At 64.0% G+C, this 18,704-nt stretch carries 15 protein-coding genes; 3 read left to right on the plus strand and 12 right to left on the minus strand.

Annotated elements, in window-relative coordinates; translation table 11 throughout:
• The 12 genes from DNK06_RS06625 to DNK06_RS06675 all read right to left on the minus strand — a co-directional run.
• Positions 1-829, minus strand: an 829-nt coding sequence (locus DNK06_RS06625; RefSeq protein ID WP_479724662.1) for a glucose-6-phosphate isomerase, incomplete at its 3' end; no start/stop codon positions are given.
• Between the two features lie 98 nt (positions 830-927).
• Positions 928-1,869, minus strand: a complete 942-nt coding sequence (locus DNK06_RS06630) for a carbohydrate kinase family protein (protein WP_131179249.1) — start codon at positions 1,867-1,869, stop codon at positions 928-930.
• 69 nt (positions 1,870-1,938) lie between these two features.
• A complete protein-coding gene (gene xylB, locus DNK06_RS06635; protein WP_131179250.1) occupies positions 1,939-3,423 on the minus strand; it encodes a xylulokinase in 1,485 nt (494 codons plus the stop codon).
• Positions 3,424-3,426: 3 nt separating this feature from the next.
• Positions 3,427-4,902 carry a mannitol dehydrogenase family protein gene (locus tag DNK06_RS06640; RefSeq protein ID WP_131179251.1) on the minus strand — a complete coding sequence of 492 codons (1,476 nt, stop codon included), beginning with the start codon at positions 4,900-4,902 and terminating at the stop codon, positions 3,427-3,429.
• A 15-nt stretch (positions 4,903-4,917) separates the two neighbouring features.
• Positions 4,918-6,024 carry an ABC transporter ATP-binding protein gene (locus DNK06_RS06645; protein WP_131179252.1) on the minus strand — a complete coding sequence of 369 codons (1,107 nt, stop codon included), beginning with the start codon at positions 6,022-6,024 and terminating at the stop codon, positions 4,918-4,920.
• Between the two features lie 29 nt (positions 6,025-6,053).
• Positions 6,054-6,224 carry a hypothetical protein gene (locus DNK06_RS25075; RefSeq protein ID WP_165493657.1) on the minus strand — a complete coding sequence of 57 codons (171 nt, stop codon included), beginning with the start codon at positions 6,222-6,224 and terminating at the stop codon, positions 6,054-6,056.
• A 12-nt stretch (positions 6,225-6,236) separates the two neighbouring features.
• Positions 6,237-7,070, minus strand: coding sequence for a carbohydrate ABC transporter permease (locus DNK06_RS06650; RefSeq protein ID WP_131179253.1), 834 nt, complete (start codon positions 7,068-7,070; stop codon positions 6,237-6,239).
• A gap of 7 nt (positions 7,071-7,077) precedes the next feature.
• Positions 7,078-8,010, minus strand: a complete 933-nt coding sequence (locus tag DNK06_RS06655) for a carbohydrate ABC transporter permease (RefSeq protein ID WP_131179254.1) — start codon at positions 8,008-8,010, stop codon at positions 7,078-7,080.
• 214 nt (positions 8,011-8,224) lie between these two features.
• Positions 8,225-9,535: an ABC transporter substrate-binding protein gene (locus DNK06_RS06660; RefSeq protein ID WP_131179255.1), complete on the minus strand. Its 1,311-nt coding sequence runs from the start codon at positions 9,533-9,535 to the stop codon at positions 8,225-8,227.
• Between the two features lie 225 nt (positions 9,536-9,760).
• Positions 9,761-10,666 (minus strand): helix-turn-helix domain-containing protein, encoded by a 906-nt coding sequence (locus DNK06_RS06665; protein WP_131179256.1) that lies wholly within the window; start codon positions 10,664-10,666, stop codon positions 9,761-9,763.
• Between the two features lie 367 nt (positions 10,667-11,033).
• Entirely contained in the window at positions 11,034-11,759 is a 726-nt protein-coding gene (locus DNK06_RS06670; protein ID WP_131179257.1) for a carbonic anhydrase, read from the minus strand.
• 214 nt (positions 11,760-11,973) lie between these two features.
• Positions 11,974-13,035: a PA0069 family radical SAM protein gene (locus DNK06_RS06675; RefSeq protein ID WP_131179258.1), complete on the minus strand. Its 1,062-nt coding sequence runs from the start codon at positions 13,033-13,035 to the stop codon at positions 11,974-11,976.
• A gap of 150 nt (positions 13,036-13,185) precedes the next feature.
• On the opposite strand from DNK06_RS06675, the gene DNK06_RS06680 reads away from it, so the two are divergent.
• Genes DNK06_RS06680 through DNK06_RS06690 form a run of 3 tightly spaced genes read left to right on the plus strand, consistent with a single transcriptional unit; the run spans position 13,186 to position 18,556 of the window.
• The gene (locus DNK06_RS06680; RefSeq protein ID WP_131179259.1) at positions 13,186-14,283 is read left to right on the plus strand and encodes an efflux RND transporter periplasmic adaptor subunit; all 1,098 of its coding nucleotides are present in this window, start codon (positions 13,186-13,188) and stop codon (positions 14,281-14,283) included.
• Positions 14,280-15,488: an efflux RND transporter periplasmic adaptor subunit gene (locus DNK06_RS06685; RefSeq protein WP_242674693.1), complete on the plus strand. Its 1,209-nt coding sequence runs from the start codon at positions 14,280-14,282 to the stop codon at positions 15,486-15,488. Before DNK06_RS06680 ends, DNK06_RS06685 begins: the two co-directional genes overlap by 4 nt.
• Positions 15,485-18,556, plus strand: coding sequence for an efflux RND transporter permease subunit (locus DNK06_RS06690; protein WP_131179260.1), 3,072 nt, complete (start codon positions 15,485-15,487; stop codon positions 18,554-18,556). The genes DNK06_RS06685 and DNK06_RS06690 overlap by 4 nt, the downstream gene beginning before the upstream one ends.
• Positions 18,557-18,704: the final 148 nt, after the last annotated feature.

The raw sequence follows: 18,704 nt of genomic DNA on the forward strand, positions 1-18,704 counted from the left end.
GCGAGTAGCGCCCGCCGACCCAGTCCCACATCGGGAAGATGTTCTCTTCACGAATACCAAAGCCCACCGCCGCTTCGCGGTTGCTCGACACGGCGATGAAGTGCCGGTACAGCTCGGCCTCGGAGCCACCCTGAGCCAGGTACCAGCCGCGAGCGGCCTGGGCGTTCTTGAGGGTTTCCAGGGTGCCGAAGGACTTCGACGAGACGATGAACAGCGTGGTCTCGGCGCGCAACTTGGCCGACAGCTCATGGAACTCGCTGCCATCGATATTGGCCAGGTAGTGGCAGCGTACGCCGCGCTGGGCGAATGGCAGCAGCGCCTCGGAAACCAGTTGCGGGCCGAGGAAGGAACCGCCAATGCCGATGTTCACCACGTCGGTGATGGGTTTTTCGGTGTAACCGCGCCACAGGCCATCGTGAATACGCCCGACCAGCTCGGTCATCTGCTGCAGCACGCGCTGCACCTCGGGCATGATGTCGACACCATCGACCTGCACCTTGTCGCCCAACGGCCGGCGCAACGCAGTATGCAGGGCCGGGCGCTTCTCGGAACCGTTGAGCAGGTCACCGTCGAACAGCGCATGGATGCCTCGTTCCAGGCCGACTTCGCGGGCCAGATTGACCAGCAGTTCGCGGGTTTCGGTGTTGATCAGATTCTTCGAGTAATCGAGGAACAGCCCGCAGCCGCTCAGGCTGAAGGTCTCGAAGCGCTGCGCGTCAGCGGCGAAGGCCTGGCGCATGCTGAAACCGGCGAGGTGCTCGCGATGTGCGACCAGGGCTTGCCAGCTCGGCAGTTGCGTGACATCCAGCGATGATGAAAGGTGCGGCATGAAGACTCCTTGGTTCGCTCACGAATTCACAGACAGACTGTCGAGACGCCCTCTCGCGGGCACACGTCAATGATCGTGTCTGCCTCGTCTGGTTCGCCTCAACGGTCAGTTTCCAGCTCATGGCGATACGGCAACTGCGGGCCGACCCGCGAACAGGTCAACGCCGCGGCCTGCACCGCGAAATCGAGCATCGCATCGAGCCGCTCGCGAGACAACGTAGCGAGGGCAGCCGGGTTGTCCAGCCCATGCTGCACCAGGAAGGCGATGATCGCCGCCTGAAAGGTATCCCCCGCTCCCACCGTGTCACGCGTGATCACCTGACGCGCCGGCACTGACCAGTGCCCATGCTGCCGGCTGAACACGCCCGCCCCTTCGCTGCCACGGGTCAGAAACACCACCTGGCAACGCTGAGCCAGCCAGCGCTCGATACTCGTCAGCGGCTCGACACCAGGATAGAGCAGATCCAGGTCTTCCTCGCTGACTTTGATCAGATGCGCGTGGGCGGCAAAAGATTCAATCCGCTGGCGCCAGCGCTCGATATCCGGTGCGGGATTGAGACGTACGTTGGGATCCAGGCTGATCAGCCGTCGTTCGCTCTCGCGCTCGACCAACGCCAGCAAAGTATCGCCAACCGGCGGCACGACCAGCGAATAGGAGCCGACGTGCAAGCCACTGATCCGCTCATCCAGGGTCGGCAGGTGCTCGGGGTGCAGTTGCCGATCGGCGCAGCCCTCGCCCCGAAACATGTACTGCGGCGAACCCTGGGCATCCAGAGCGACCATGGCCATGGTGGTCGGTGCATCGCTGGGCACCAGGTACTGCGTGCTCACCCCCTCCTCCTGCAACACCTGGCGCAGACGCTGACCCAGGTAGTCGCTGGAGATGCCGCTGAACAACGCCGACTCTACGCCCAGCCGGCGCAGGCCGACCGCTACGTTGAACGGAGAACCGCCGGCCAGCGCCTTGAAATTCAGCTCGCTGCTGCGCTCACCAGGGTTGCAGAAGAAATCGAACAGGGCTTCACCGCATACCAGGTACATGGGTTCTCCACATCACAGAAGGCGCACTCGCGCAGGAAACAGCCGACGGCGCGGCCGCCGGGAATCGACTCATTGCAGTTGCCGTACCTGCTCCCGATAACGCTGGTACACAACCTCATAAGCCTGGCTACGCTGCGCGTCGGGCTGCGCGCCACGCTGTTCGTCCAGTGTCACGCAGGTATCGCACAGGCTCTGCAGGCTGACGGCCTGGCCGCGCTCGCGGGCCACACACCAGGCCGCCTGGATCGCCGCGCCAAGGGCGGCCGCTTCGGTATGCTGCGGGCAGGCCACGGGCGCGCCCATGATGTCGGCGACGATCTGCCGCCACGTCGCACTCTTCGCGCCGCCACCGATCAGGCGGATGGCATCGCTGCGAATACCGCTGTCACGTAGCAGGTCGAGGCCGTAGCGCAGGCCGAAGGTGGTGCCCTCGACCACCGCACGGCAGAGGTTGGCGCGGGTCAGGTTGTCACTGGTCAGGCCGTGCAGGCTGCCGCTGGCAAGCGGCAGTGCCGGCACCCGTTCGCCGTTGAGGAACGGCAACATCAGCACACCTTGCGCACCGATGGGCGCTTCGCCGACCAGCGCGCCGAAGGCGTCGATATCCAGGCCCAGCAATTCACGGATCGCACCACTGGCGTTGGTCAGGTTCATGGTGCAGATCAACGGCAGCCAGCCACCGGATGACGAACAGAAGGTCGCTACCTGCGGATGCGGGCTGACCCGCGGCTGATCGGCATAGGCATACACCGTGCCCGAGGTGCCCAGGCTCATGGTGATGGCGCCGGGGGCGATGTTGCCGGTGCCAATGGCGCCCATCATGTTGTCGCCACCGCCGCTGGCCACCAGCGCCCCGGGGTTGAGGCCCAGACGCTCGGCGACTTCCGGGCGAATCGAGCCGACACAGCGATCCGCTTCGATCAGCTCGGGTAATGCCCGCACCAGCGCGCCGTCCGGGTCGATCAGCTCCAGCAGTTCGGTGTCCCAGGTGCGGGTGCGTACGTTGAAATAGCCACTGCCGGAGGCGTCGCCGTACTCGGCGCAGCAACGGCCGGTCAGCCAGTAATTCAGATAATCGTGGGGCAGCAGGATATGGGCGATACGGGCGAACACCTCGGGGTGATGATCGCGCGTCCATAGCAGCTTGGACACCGTGTAGCCCGGCGCGATGGCCACCCCCAGACGTTCCAGCGAACCGCTGTCACCACCGAGGAAGTCCAGCAGTTGCTGGTTCTCGGCCGCCGACTCGGTATCGCACCAGAGCTTGGCCGGGCGCAAGACCTCGCCCTGGGCATCGAGCAGCACCAGGCCGTGCTGCTGGCCGGACACGCCGATACCGAGAATCGCACTGCCAGGTACGCCGGCCTGCTCCAGCGCCGCTCGCGTGGCCAGCTCGAAGGCCTGCAGCCAGTCGCTCGCCTCCTGCTCGCGACGGCCATTGGCCCCACTGATCAATTGATGCGCGGCGCTGCCCTCACCGAGCACGCGGCCGCTTTGGGTGTCCAGCACCAACGCCTTGGTGCCCTGAGTGCCGCAATCGATGCCGAGGTACATGACTCAGTCGCCCAACAGGGTCTGCAGGGTACGCGTCACCCCGAGCTTGCGCAGGCTGTCGTAGCACAGCTCGAAGGCGGTGACGAAAGCCGCGGACTGCGGGATGGCGTTGCCGAAGATGACCTCGACGCCCAGCACGCGCTCACGCACCCGGTCATCGTCCTGCACCAGCGCCTGGCAGAACTCGGCACGCGGATCGGGGATGCGATACCGGCTGCCGTTCTCGTCGGCGCCCTTGAGATACAGGGCCCATGCCGCGACCACCAGGGCGGCGCGTTCCAGCGGACGACCGTCCTCGATCAGCCGGTTGATGGTCGGCACGATGAACTTGGGAAACTTCGACGAACCGTCCGAGCAGACCCGCTCGAGCTGATCGGCGATAGCCTGGTTGGAGAAGCGCTCGATCAGGGTGTCCTTGTACGCGTCCAGGTCGATGCCCGGCACCGGCGCCAGCTGCGGCGTCACGTCGAGATCCATGAAGGTGCGCACGTAGCGGCACAGCAGCGGATCGTTCATGGCTTCGTGAACGAAGCGGTAGCCCTTGAGAAAACCCAGGTAGGTCAACGCCAGGTGGCTGCCGTTGAGCAGCTTGATCTTCATCTCCTCGTAAGGCGTGACGTCGTCGGTGAACTGCACGCCGACCTTTTCCCAGGCCGGCCGGCCGGCGACGAACTTGTCTTCCAGCACCCATTGCAGGAAAGGCTCGCAGACCACCGGCCAGGCGTCCTCGACGCCATGCCGCGACGACAGCTGCAGCCGGTGGGCGTCGCTGGTCATGGGAGTGATGCGGTCGACCATGGCATTGGGGAAGCTGACGTGGCTGTCGATCCAGGTCGCCAGCTCATGGTCGGCCAGGTGGGCGAAGGCCAGCAGCGCCTTGCGGGTCACCGCGCCGTTGTGCGGCAGGTTATCGCAGGACATCAGGGTGAAGGCCGGCGTGCCCGCCGCGCGGCGCCTGGCCAGGGCCGCACAGAGAAAACCGAAGACGCTGCGCGGCGCATCCGGGTGCGCCAGGTCATACTGGATGTCGGGCAGATGGGCCATGAACTCGCCGCTGCTGTCATCGATGCAGTAACCACCTTCGGTGATGGTCAGCGAGACGATGCGGATCGCCGGGTCGGCCAGCTTGTCGATCAGCGCCGCGGGCGAATCCTCGGCCAGCAGCATGCCGTTGATGGCGCCGACCACGCGCACTTCCAGGCCGGGCTCGTCGCCCAGCACGAGCATCGTGTAGAGGTGATCCTGCTCGGCCAGTGCCTGCTGCATGGCACGATCTTCACGGCGCAGGCCAACGCCGCAGATGCCCCAATCCCCGGCCTCGCCCTGATTGAGCAGCGCTTCGGTATAGATCGCCTGGTGAGCACGATGGAAACCACCGACGCCAATATGGGCGATGCCCTGACGGACATCCGACGGATCGTAAGCCGGTACCTCTACCTCGGCGGCGAGTGAGCCGAGATTGTTGCGTGTCAGTTTCATGATCGCTCCTGCGCGTCAGGCGGCCTGGCCGGCCTGGATGCGTTTGTCGATGGCCATGCCATCGGCGTTGAAGAGGTGGCAGTGGAGCGGGTCGAAATCCAGCGCAAGGGCTTCACCATAGGCCGGGGAAAAATCGCCGCGTACCCGCACGGTGAGGACTTCGTCGCCCACGCGGACGTGACAGAAGGTATCGCTGCCCAGACGCTCGCTGACGTCCGCGGTGGCCTGCAGACGACCCTGCCCGGCCGGCACCACATTGAGGTGCTCGGGACGGATACCCAGGGTGACCTGGCTGCCAGTCGTCAGGCCGGTACCCGCCAGCGGCAGATCCAGGGTGGCACCGCCCTCCAGACGGATCTGGCACAGACCGTCATCGACACGCTCGACCTGGCCACGCAGGAAACCCATCTTCGGCGTGCCGAGAAAGCCGGCGACGAACAGGTTGACGGGATGGTTGTACAGCTCTAGTGGCGAGCCGACCTGCTCCACGCGGCCGCCGTTGAGCACCACTACCTTGTCGGCCAGGGTCATGGCTTCGACCTGGTCGTGAGTCACGTAGATCATGGTCGCCTTCAGCTCCTTGTGCAGCCGCGCCAGTTCCAGGCGGGTCTGCACGCGCAGGGCGGCGTCGAGGTTGGACAGCGGCTCGTCGAACAGGAAGATCTTCGGATTACGCACGATGGCCCGGCCGATGGCCACGCGCTGGCGCTGGCCGCCGGAGAGTTGTTTGGGCTTGCGCTCGAGCAGCGCTTCCAGTTCGAGGATGCGCGCGGCGTTGGCGACCTTCTCCTGCACTTCCTGCTTGCCCACGCGGGCCAGGTCGAGGGCGAAGGAGAGGTTCTTGCGCACGGTCATGTGCGGGTACAGGGCGTAGGTCTGGAAGACCATCGCCAGGTCGCGCCTGGCTGGCGCGGTGTCGGTGATGTCGGTGCCATCGAGGGTGATGGTGCCGCTGGACACTTCCTCCAGCCCGGCGATCAGGCGCAGCAAGGTGGACTTGCCGCAGCCGGACGGGCCGACGAACACCACGAACTCGCGGTTCTCGATATCCAGGTCGATGCCCTTGATGATCGCCGTGCCGTCGAAGCCTTTCTTCAGGTTGCGGATTTTCAAATCAGCCATAGCGGGCTCCAGTCTTATTCTTCGATTATTTACAGACGCTGCAATTCTGCTTCTGCCCAACGGGCGTAGGAGCCCGGCTTGCCGGCGATCTGCCGGGAACCAGCAGCAAAACCTCCCTCGGCCGTGACAGCAAGGCTGCTTTGTTGGAGCTGATCGCGAGCAAGCTCGCTCCTACGGCCGGCGGCCAGAATCAAATGCATATGTCTGCGTCCTCACTTCACGGCGCCGAACGACAGGCCACGCACCAGCTGCTTCTGGCTGATCCAGCCGAAGATCAGGATGGGCGCACAGGCGAGCGTCGAAACGGCGGAAAGCTTGGCCCAGAACAGGCCCTCGGGACTGGAATAGGAGGCCACCAGCGCGGTCAGTGGCGCGGCGGCGGAACTGGTCAGGTTGAGCGACCAGAACGCCTCGTTCCAGCACAGGATCAGCGACAGCAGCATGGTCGAGGCCAGGCCGCCACGGGCGATGGGCAGCAGCACGCGGACGATTTCCTGCCAGGTGGTGGCGCCATCCAGGCGCGCCGCTTCGAGGATTTCCACGGGGATGTCCTTGAAGTAGGTGTACACCATCCACACCACGATCGGCAGGTTGATCAGGGTATAGATGACGATCAGCGCGATACGCGAATCGAGCAGGCCGAACTGCTTGGCCAGCAGATAGATCGGCACCAGCACCCCCACCGGCGGCAGCATCTTGGTCGACAGCATCCACAGCAGCGTGCGCTTGGTGTGGCGGGTCTCGAAGAAGGCCATGGAGTAGGCTGCCGGCACGGCGATCAGCATGCTCAGGAGGGTCGCCGAGAAGGAGATCAGCACCGAGTTCCAGGCGAAGCTGAAGTAGTCGCTGCGCTCGTTGATGTGCAGGTAGTTTTCCAGGGTCGGCATGAAGATGAACTGCGGCGGCGTGGCGAAGGCGTCGAGCTCGGTCTTCAGGCTGGTCATGACCATCCAGAAGATCGGAAAGAAGATCAACGCGGCAATGGCCCAGGCCAGCGTGCCGATGAGCACGCTCTGCAGGCGCCGTGATTGTTTTAGCGTCAGCATAAGGGCCTCATTGCTTGTCGGTGAGGTTCTTGCCGATCATGCGGATCAGCACGATAGCGGCAATGTTGGCGATGACCACCGCGATCAGCCCGCCCGCCGAGGCCATGCCTACGTCGAACTGCAGCAGCGCCTGGGTGTAGATCAGGTAAGCCAGGTTGGTCGACTCGTAACCCGGGCCGCCGCCGGTGGTGGTGTAGATCTCGGCGAATACCGAAAGCAGGAAGATGGTTTCGATCATCACCACCACGGCGATGGGCCGCGCCAGGTGCGGCAGAGTCAGGTGCCAGAAGATCGCTATCGGCCCGGCGCCATCGAGGCGCGCCGCCTCCTTCTGCTCCTGATCCAGGGACTGCATGGCGGTCATCAGGATGAGGATGGCGAATGGCAGCCACTGCCAGGACACGATCATGATGATCGAGAACAACGGGTGGTGCGCCAGCCAGTCCACCGGCTGGGCGCCGAAGAACTGCCAGACCGCGGCGAGAATCCCCGAGACCGGATGGAAGATCAGGTTCTTCCACAGCAGCGCGCTGACCGTGGGCATGATGAAGAACGGCGAGATCAACAGCACCCGCACGATGCCCCGACCGAAGAACTCGCTGGCCTCCAGCAGGGCCGAGATCAGCACGCCGAACACCACGCTGATCAGCAACACGCTGCCGACCAGCAACAGGGTATTGGTGGCACCGGACAGGAACGCGGCGTCGGTGACGAAGTACTCGAAGTTCTCCAGGCCGACGAAATCGTTGTCACCGGGATACAGCAGGTTGTAGCGGATCAGCGAGAAATAGATGGTCATGCCCAGCGGCACGATCATCCAGATCAGCAGCAGGATCACCGAAGGGCTGACCAGGAACCAGCCGGGCGCCAGGCGCCGGGACTTGCGCGGTAGCGGCTCGCTGGCCTGCTGCGCGGTGGGATCGATGGCCGGGGTATTCATGGGCGCCTCCGAAGGGCGGTGCTGGTGATGAGGTATGGCGGATGAGCGTTACGTAGGGTGGGTTAGCGACGCCATGTAAGAGTCTTTTCAGACACCACTCATACCGCGCGGCGCGTAACCCACCAGGCGATAGTCGGCGTTGCGCCCATGGTGGGTTACGCCGCCACGGCAATCGCACGACACGCATGCCATGCGACAGGGCGCCTAACCCACCCTACTTCGGATAACCGGCGCGCTTCATTTCCCGCTCGGTGCTCTGCTGTGCTGCCTGCAGGGCCTGATCAGGTTTCATCTGCCCGGTGAGCGCAGCTGCGAACAGCTTGCCGACACTGGTACCGATGGCCTGGAACTCGGGAATGGTCACCAGCTGGATGCCCACGTAAGGCACAGGCTTGGCGCTGGGGTTGGCGGGGTCGGCTTTCTTCAGCGAGTCGAGGGTGACCTTGGCGAAAGGTGCGGCCTGCATATAAGCGTCGCTGTAGGTCGAGGCACGGGTACCTGGCGGCACGTTGGCCACGCCATCCTTCTCGGCGACCAGTTCGCCATACGCCTTGGAGGTGGCCCAGGCACTGAAGGTCTTGGCGGCTTCCTTGGACTTGGAGCTGGTGGGGATCGCCAGCGCCCAGGAATACAACCAGGAAGCGCCCTTGTCGGTCACCTGGGTCGGCGCGAAGGTGAAGCCCACCGAGTCGGACACCTTGCTTTGCGATTTGTCGGTGACGAACGAACCGGCCACGCTGGCATCTACCCACATCGCGCACTTGCCGCTGTTGAACAGCGCCAGGTTTTCGTTGAAGCCGTTGCTCGATGCGCCAGGTGGGCCGTACTTGTTCATGGTGTCGACATAGAAGTTCAGCGCGTTCGTCCACTCACTGCCGGTGAATTCCGGCTGCCACTGCTCATCGAACCAGCGCGCGCCAAAGGCATTGGCCACGGTGCTGATCAGCGCCATGTTCTCGCCCCAGCCGGCCTTGCCACGCAGGCAGATACCGTACTGGCCCTTGTCGGGCTGATGCAGCTTGCCGGCGAATTCGGCCATCTGCTCCCAGGTTGGCTGCTCAGGCATCTTCAACCCGGCCTGCTCGAACAGGTCGGTACGGTAATAGGTGATCGAGGCTTCGGCGTAGAACGGTAGAGCGTAGAGCTGGCCATTGGCCGAGAGGCCTTCACGTACGGAGGGGAAGACGTCATCGAGGGCGTAGTCGGCGGGCAGATCGGTCATCGGCTCCAGCCAGCCCTTCTCGCCCCACAGCGCCGCTTCGTACATGCCGATGGTCAGCACGTCGAACTGGCCGCCCTGGGTAGCGATGTCGGTGGTGAGGCGCTGGCGCAGCACGTTCTCCTCGAGCACCACCCACTTGAGCTTGATGTCCGGGTTCTGTTCTTCGAAGGTTTTCGCCAGGCGTTGCATGCGGATCATGTCGCTGTTGTTGACCGTGGCGATGGTCACGGTCTCGGCAGCCTGCGCGCCAACGGTGAGCGATAGGCATGAAGCGGCTACGAGTACTTTGATCGTGTGGTTCATGGTCTTGAACTCCTCTCCCTGGTCGCGAAGACCTCGGAAGACATTATTGTTTTTGTGGGGCCGACTCGGATTACACCCCTACAACAAGGCGCGAACAACGCCTCGACTGCACAAGTACTGATACTTTTTTGCACTGCAATGGCAGTCGGAAATATCGACTAAAACTGCTTGAGAGCCTAAAGCACGGGCTTAACAGCATCGACGGAGCGAATGAGAGCGACAGAATCAGTACAGGTTTTGCTCGGTAACGCGTTGCGTGACCAGCCTGCGGTAGCCGCTGGGCGTCATGCCCTTGAGCTGCTGGAAACGCCGGTTGAAGTTGGAGATGTTGTTGAAGCCGGACTCGAAACACACCTGAGTCACCGGCTTGTCGCTCTGGGTCAGCAACTCGCATGACTTGCTCACCCGCATGCGATTGACGAACTCGACGAAGCCACGCCCGGTGGCCTGCTTGAAGAAACGTGAGAAATACGTGGGCGTCATGCCCAGATACTCGGCCACTTCCTCCTGGGTCAGCTCCTGGGCGTAGTGCTGGAAGATGTAATCCACCGCCCGGTTGATACGCTCGACATGATGCTCGTCGGCCAGCTGCGCCGCGGTTCTGTCCGAGAGCAGCTGGTAATCGTCGCACGCGGCGAGCAGCTCCATGAGGATGAAGAAATTCCCCAGACGAGTCATACCCTGGGAGTCGGCGATGCGCTGCAGCAGATGCCGGGCCTCGGCGATGGTGCGCTCGCAGCGAAACTCGATGCCATAGTGGGCACGGGTCAGTAGCGGCTGCAGATCCTTGAGTTCGGCGAACACCGCGGTGCCGCTTTCCAGCACCTCGTCGGTAAAGTTGACCAGCATGTCGCGCTGGGCCACCGCCTCGCCCACGGCCATCTGGCTGATCCAGTTGTGCGGCAGGTTGGGGCCGGTGAGAAACAGGGTATCGGGGGAAAAGTTGCCGATGTAATCGCCGATGAACACCTTGCCCGAACTGGCGACGATCAGGTGCAGCTCGTATTCCTTGTGGAAATGCCAGCGCACCAGCGGACTGGGAAAGCCATGCTGGCGATAGATCAGCGAATGACCTTCGTGGTCATCCATCAACTCATAGGACGGATCGAGCGTTCTTTGCGTTCGGGACATGATCGGGCAGCATCGTTTTGTTTTTGTCGGAATATCGACTAGAGACCCTAGCATAGCCCTCCGAGTTCGCCGATCTCGCGCCCGCGAACCGGGCTCGCGTCCGAACAAGATGCTACAAGGCGAAAGCGGCCTTTCGTAGGGTGGACGACGCTTCATCCGTCCACCACTCTGCAACCGCGATGGTGGATGAAAAGAGCGTCAGCTACGCGCCCCGATCCACCCTACGCTCTATCACTGTGGGGGGGCTTTAGCCGCGAGCCCTTCGCGCCCTTGACGGCTCAATCGCGGCTAAAGCCCCTCCCACGCAAACTGCAATGCCCGCTCCCGCCACGTTGCAGCCCCTACGCAACCATCGGCGGGCGGCCTCTCAGCCCTGTGGATAACGTGCACGCGGTGTGGCCATCGGCAGCGGGCCGTCACCGATCTGGCGGAACGCGCCTGTCTCGGAATCGTACGCCTTGATCTGACAACTTTCGATGTCATACACCCAGCCGTGGATGAACAACTGCCCGGCGGCCAGGCGTGAGGCCACCGATGGATGGGTGCGCAGGTGGTCGAGCTGAGCCACCACGTTTTCTTCGGTGAGCACGCCGAGAGTGGTGTGATCGGCGCAACCGCAGTTGTCCGCGACCACCGTCTTGGCCACTTCGGCATGGCGCAGCCAGGCCTTGACCGTGGGCATGCGTTCGAGGGTGGCAGGATCGAGCACCGCTTTCATCGCGCCACAATCGGAGTGACCGCAGACGATGATGTGCTGTACGCCCAGCGCCGCTACGGCGTACTCGATGGCGGTGGAAACGCCACCGTTCATCTGGCCGTAAGGCGGTACCACATTACCGACGTTGCGGGTCACGAACAGATCGCCCGGCTCGCTCTGGGTAATCAGCTCGGGAACGATGCGCGAATCGGCACAGGTGATGAACATGGCACGCGGTGACTGAGCGTGGGCAAGCTTCTTGAACAGCGCTTGTTGCTGCGGGAACACATCCTGGCGAAAGCGCAGGAAGCCATCGACCAGGTGATCCAGCGCCTCGGCGGCAGAAGCGGCGTTTTTCTCGGATTTGCCATCGGCAGAACGATGATTACCAGGCATAGCGTTACCTCGTTTACGGATGGGGCGAAGCGTATGACAGCGCACAGCTTCCCAGTCGGCAGGATTGTCGACAAGTGGTCGAAGGCTTGGACTGTGCCAAGATCATTCAAGGCACGTCTGCGTGACAAATCTCCGCTCGCCGGGGTGATTGAGGGATGAAAGCACTGCGCCCGCCCTCCTAGTAGCTAGTAGCTAGTAGCCGCCACCACCTTTCTCAGAACAACCCCATCTGCTGTCCCGGCGGGCAGAACTGCGAGCAATCCAGGCTGGCCCGCTTGGTACCGTCGTAACCGTAACGGCGCCGGGCCAGGCGGAAGCGCTGGGCCAGCAGTTCGGCGAAATGGCCCTCGCCCTTCATCCGTGAGCCGAAGCGGCTGTCGTAGTTCTGCCCACCGCGGGATTGGCGAATCAGGCTCATCACATGCTCGGCGCGTTCAGGGAAATGCGTCTGCAGCCACTCCTCGAACAACCCGGCAATCTCCAGCGGCAAACGCAGCAGCACATAACCCGCCGAACTCGCCCCCGCCTCGCGCCCGGCCTCGAGCAGGCGCTCCAGTTCCATGTCATTGATCATCGGAATCATCGGCGCTGCCATCATGCCCACCGGTACGCCGTGCTCATGAAGGGTGCGCATGGCCCGCAGGCGTGCCCGCGGCGCAGCGGTACGCGGCTCCATGATGCGTTTGAGTTCGTCATCCAGGGTGGTGACGCTGAAGGCCACGCTGACCAGATTGAGGCTGGCCAGCTCTTCGAGCAGGTCGAGATCGCGCAGGATCAGTGCGCTCTTGGTGATGATGCTCAGCGGGTGGCGATAGCGCAGAAGGATTTCCAGGGCCTGGCGCGTCAACTGATGCTCACGCTCGATGGGCTGATAGCCATCGGTGTTGATGCCCAGCGCGATGGGTTTGGGCACATAACCCGGCTTGCTCAGTTGCTCCTCGAGGCGCTCGGCCAGGTTGGTCTTGGCGATCAGCTTGGTCTCGAAATCGATGCCCGGCGACAGATCCCAGTAGGCGTGGCTCGGCCTCGCAAAACAATAGATACAGCCGTGTTCACAACCCCGGTAGGGATTCACCGAACGGTCGAACCCCACATCCGGCGAGTTGTTGCGACTGATCACCGTCTTCGCCAACTCATGCCGCACCTCGGTAACGAAGGTCAGCGGTGTCTGTTCCTGATACCAGCCATCGTCCTCGGCCTCGCTCGTGGTAGGCGCGAAGCGGTTGTGGGGTTTGCTGGCGGTGCCGCGACCGCGCGGGGCTGAGGTGGGATTCATGATGGAGGCTCGATAACTGTATATAAATACAGTATTCGCTTACCCGCACAGGTACAAGCCACCTTCGTCGGAAGAGGTTGCCTGAACCGTTCGTCGCCCGCTGCGGTCGCATCTGCACACACCTTCGCATCCTGCCGTGCCGGAGCCCGCATGCCACCCGTACCGATCTTCGCTTCGTCTCGTATTGCCGGGGCCTTGCTGGCATTCGTGCTGCTGGCCGGCTGCGCCGACGAGACGCCGCCCGAGCCACAGCACCCACGGGTCAAGGTGGCGACGGTCAGCCAGATCGACTACGCGGCGGACGCCACACTCACCGGCGATATACAGGCACGGGTACAGACCGACCTGTCGTTCCGCATTGGCGGCAAGATCACCGAGCGCCTGGTCGATGTCGGCGACAGCGTGCAGGCCGGCCAGGTACTGGCCCGGCTCGATCCACAGGATCAACGCAACGCGGTGCGCTCCGCCGAGGCTGCCGCCGAAGCCGCGCGGGCCCAGGTAAAACTGAGTGCGGCCAACCTCTGGCGCCAGCAACAGCTGCTGCCCAAGGGATACACCAGCCGCAGCGAATACGACAGCGCCCTGGCCAGCGAACGCAGCGCGCGCAACAGCCTGGCCGCGGCCGAAGCACAACTGGCCGACGCCCGTGAACAAAGCGGCTACACCGAATTGCGCGCCGAGAGCGATGGGGTCATTACCGCCCGCCAGGCCGAGGTGGGCCAGGTGGTGCAGGCGGCCACGCCGATCTTCGGCCTGGCCCGTGAAGGTGAGCGCGACGCGGTGTTCAACGTCTATGAAGCCCTGCTCGTCGAGCCCGGCCAGGCGTTGCGCGTCAGCCTGCTGGACAACCCGGATATCAGTGCCGAAGGCAAGGTGCGCGAGGTCAATCCCCAGGTGTCGGCGCAGAGCGGCACGCTGCAGGTCAAGGTCGGCCTGGAGCAGGTGCCGGCGGCGATGACCCTGGGTGCCACCGTCAGTGCTCATGTGCGCAACCAGACCAACCGCAGCGTCGAGCTGCCCTGGTCGGCGCTGACCAAGGCCGAGCACGAACCGGCGGTATGGCGGCTTGGCGACGACGATGTCGCGCAGCTGCAGCCGGTGCAGGTCGGTCGCTACCTGACCGACAAGGTGATCATCCGCGGCGGCCTGGACGATGGCGATCGCGTGGTGGTGGCCGGCGGGCAACTGCTGCACCCGGGCCAGAAGGTGGAAGTCGCCGAGGCGCGCAGGCAGGAGGAACAGCCATGAGACCTGCCAGACCGCTGAAAAACTACCTGCGTCGCCAGCACGGCGTTGAAAGCAGCCTCAAAATGCTCATGTACTACTCGTACACTCCGCTTTCTCGGCTACTTTCGCCTTGCGCTGACTTCCTCGCCTACGCTTTTCAACGGCCTGGTACCGGTATAGCCCTGATCGCAGCCGTGCTACTGGCAGGCTGCGCCGAGGAGGAGAAGCCCGAACCGATCCGCCCGGTGCTGTATACCGAGGTGCAACAACAGAACCAGCAGATTCTGGGCCGCTTCGCCGGCACCATCGAGGCTCGGGTGCAGAGCACGCTGGGCTTTCGTGTCGGCGGCCGCGTCGCCCAGCGCCTGGTGGACGCCGGTGCCGAAGTGAAGGCCGGCACGACCCTGGCCACCCTCGACCCGACCGATCAGCAGAACGCCCTGCGTGCCAGCGAAGGCGATCAGGCGCGTAGCGAAGCGCAGTGGATCAACGCCCAGGCCAGTGCCCGCCGCCAGCAGGAACTGTTCGACCGGGGCGTCGGCGCCAAGGCCGTGCTGGAACAGGCGCAGACCGAACTGAGCAGCGCCCGCAGCAACCGCGACCAGGCCGAAGCCGCCACGCGGCAGGCCCGCGACCGGCTCGCCTACGGCACCCTGAACAGCGAATTCGATGCGGTGGTGACGGCCTGGCACGTGGAGGCCGGCCAGGTGGTCGGTGCCGGCCAGGAAGTCGTAACCCTGGCCCGCCCAGACGTCAAGGAAGCGGTTTTCGACCTACCCGTGGAGCTGGCCGACGCCCTGGACGACGGGGTGAAGTTCAACGTCGTCTCCCAGCTCGACCCGAGCATCGCCACTCGCGGCCACCTCCGCGAGCTGGGGCCGCGTGCCGACGCCGAGACCCGCACCCGCCGCGCGCGCCTGACCCTGGAAGACACGCCCCCCGGCCTGCGCCTGGGCACCGCGGTCGCCATCAGCCTTTCCCGCGAGCAGACGCCGCGCAGCCAGCTGCCGGCAGGTGCGCTGCAGGAGATCGACGGCCAGCCCCGCGTGTGGGTCATCGACACGGCGGCGAAAACCGTGCACCCGCGCGCCGTACGGATAGTCGGCCGCGAAGGTCAACAAATCAGCGTCGAGGGCCTGGCCCCTGGCGACAAAGTGGTCAGCGCCGGCCTGAGCGAGCTCAAGGACGGCCAGGCAGTACGCATCGATGAGGGCGTGGCACCATGAATCAGCAGGCGCCGCGCAAGAACGGCTTCAACCTCTCCGACTGGGCGCTGCGGCATCAGTCGTTCGTCTGGTACCTGCTGTTCGTGTCCCTGCTCATGGGGGTGATTTCCTACATGAACCTGGGCCGCGAGGAAGACCCCTCCTTCACCATCAAGACCATGGTCATCCAGACCCGCTGGCCAGGCGCCACGGTGGACGAGACGCTCAACCAGGTCACCGACCGCATCGAGAAGAAACTCGAGGAACTGGACTCCCTGGACTACGTGAAGAGCTACACACGGCCCGGCGAGTCGACCATCATGGTGTTCCTGCGCGACACCACCAAGGCCGGCGATATTCCCGACATCTGGTACCAGGTGCGCAAGAAGGTCGACGACATCCGCGGCGAGTTTCCCCAGGGCTTGCAGGGCCCTTCGTTCAACGACGAATTCGGCGATGTGTTCGGCTCCATCTACGCCTTTACCGGCGACGGACTGAGCATGCGGGCCCTGCGCGACTACGTCGAACAGGTGCGTGCCGAGATCCGCAGCGTGCCCGACCTGGGCAAGGTGCAGATGGTCGGCCAGCAGAACGAGGTGTTCTACCTCACTTTCTCGACCCGCAAGCTGGCCGCTCTGGGTATCGACCAGAGCCAGGTTATCCAGAGCCTGCAGGCGCAGAACGCGGTGACGCCCTCCGGCGTGATCGAAGCCGGCCCGGAGCGTATTTCCGTACGCACCAGTGGCCAGTTCGCCTCGGAAGCCGACCTGCGCAACGTCAACCTGCGCCTGGATGATCGTTTCTATCGCCTGACCGATATCGCCGAGATCAGCCGCGGTTATGTCGACCCGCCGCAATCGCTGTTCCGCTTCAACGGCACGCCTGCCATCGGCCTGGCCATCGCCATGCGCGACGGCGGCAACATCCAGACCTTCGGCAAGGCCCTGCACACGCGCATGGACGAGCTGACCACCGATCTGCCGGTGGGCGTTGGCGTGCATGTGGTGTCGGATCAGGCCGAAGTGGTGGACGAAGCCGTCAGCGGCTTCACCCGCGCACTCTTCGAGGCCGTGCTGATCGTCATGCTGGTCAGCTTCGTCAGCCTCGGTATCCGCGCTGGCCTGGTGGTCGCCTGCTCGATCCCGCTGGTGCTGGCCATGACCTTCATGTTCATGGAGTACAGCGGCATCACCATGCAGCGCATCTCCCTGGGCGCGCTGATCATCGCCCTTGGCCTGCTGGTGGATGACGCCATGATCACCGTCGAGATCATGGTCACGCGCCTGGAAAAAGGCGACTCGCTGCACGACGCCGGCACCTTCGCCTACACCTCCACGGCGTTCCCGATGCTCACCGGCACCCTGGTGACGGTGGCCGGTTTCGTGCCCATCGGCCTCAATGCCAGCTCGGCCGGCGAATACACCTTCACCCTGTTCGCGGTGATCGCCGTGGCGCTGTCGCTGTCCTGGTTGGTGGCCGTGGTATTCGCCCCGGTGATCGCCGTGCATATCCTGCCCAAGCGCATGAAGGCCAAGGAAAGCGGCCCGGGACGCATCGCCCGCGCCTTCGACAAGGGCCTGCTGCTGGCCATGCGGCACCGCTGGTGGACGATCGGCCTGACGGTGGCCATGTTCGCCGCCTCTCTGGCAGGCATGACCCTGGTGCAGAGCCAGTTCTTCCCCGCCTCGGATCGCCCGGAAATTCTCGTCGACCTCAACCTGCCGCAAAACGCCTCGATCAACGAGACCCGCGCCCAGGTCGACCGCCTCGAAGCCAGCCTCAAGGACGATCCGGACATCGCCCGCTGGAGCACCTACATCGGCCAGGGCGCCCTGCGCTTCTACCTGCCGCTGGATCAGCAACTGCAGAATCCGTTCTACGCCCAGTTGGTGATCGTCAGCCAGGACATCGACGCCCGCGATCGGCTGGTCGGCAAATTGAAGAAACGCCTGCGCGAAGATTTCGTCGGCATCGGCAGCTTCGTCCAGCCGCTGGAAATGGGCCCGCCGGTAGGTCGGCCGATCCAGTATCGGATCAGCGGCGCGGATGTCGACCAGGTGCGCAAACACGCCCTGGAACTGGCGGCGCTGCTGGACAAGAACCCGGACATCGGCGAAATGGTTTACGACTGGAACGAGCCGGGCAAGGTGTTGCGCATCGACATCGCCCAGGACAAGGCGCGCCAGTTCGGCCTGTCCTCGGAGGACGTCGCCAACCTGCTGAACAGCATCGTCAGCGGCACCACGGTCACCCAGGTCAAGGACGACATCTACCTGATCGACGTGATCGGTCGTGCCGAAGACAGCGAACGCAGCTCACCGCAGACCCTGGAGAACCTGCAGATCGTCACCCCGAGCGGCGTGGCCATTCCGCTGCGCGCCTTCGCCAGCGTGGGCTACGAGCTGGAACAACCGCTGGTCTGGCGCCGCGACCGCAAGCCGACCATTACCCTCAAGGCCGCTGTGGCCAGCGATATCCAACCGACCGATCTGGTCACCGACCTGGTAGCGGACATCCGCAAATTCTCGGATCAATTGCCGAACGGCTACAGCGTCGCCACCGGCGGCACCGTGGAGGAAAGCGGCAAGGCCCAGGGCCCGATCGCCAGCGTGCTGCCACTGATGCTGTTCCTGATGGCCACCTTTCTGATGATCCAGCTGCACAGCGTAGCGAAGACCTTCCTGGTGTTCAGCGTGGCGCCACTGGGGCTGATCGGCGTGGTATTGGCCCTGGTGCCCACCGGCACGCCCATGGGCTTCGTGGCCATCCTCGGCATCCTGGCGCTGATCGGCATCATCATCCGCAACTCGGTGATCCTGGTGACCCAGATCGATGAGTTCGAACGCGCCGGCGACTCGCCCTGGAAAGCGGTGGTCGAAGCCACCCAGCACCGCCGACGGCCGATCCTGCTGACCGCCGCCGCAGCCAGCCTGGGCATGATCCCCATCGCCCGCGAAGTGTTCTGGGGACCGATGGCCTACGCCATGATCGGCGGCATCTTCAGCGCCACCCTGCTGACCCTGCTGTTCCTGCCGGCGTTGTATGTGGCGTGGTATCGCATTCGCGAGGATGAAGAGACGCAATCGTAGGGTGGGTGCAAGCGCCACGTCGGTAGCCGGCACAGACACCATTCCCAGGGGCGCTGTAACCCACCACCGACATTGCACCGATAACCCCTGCGGTGGGTTACGGCGCGCGACACCAGCTTCGTCATCGAATATATAGCGCGCCTCCACC

This window comes from Phytopseudomonas daroniae (assembly GCF_004327285.1).
Taxonomy (GTDB): domain Bacteria; phylum Pseudomonadota; class Gammaproteobacteria; order Pseudomonadales; family Pseudomonadaceae; genus Aquipseudomonas; species Aquipseudomonas daroniae.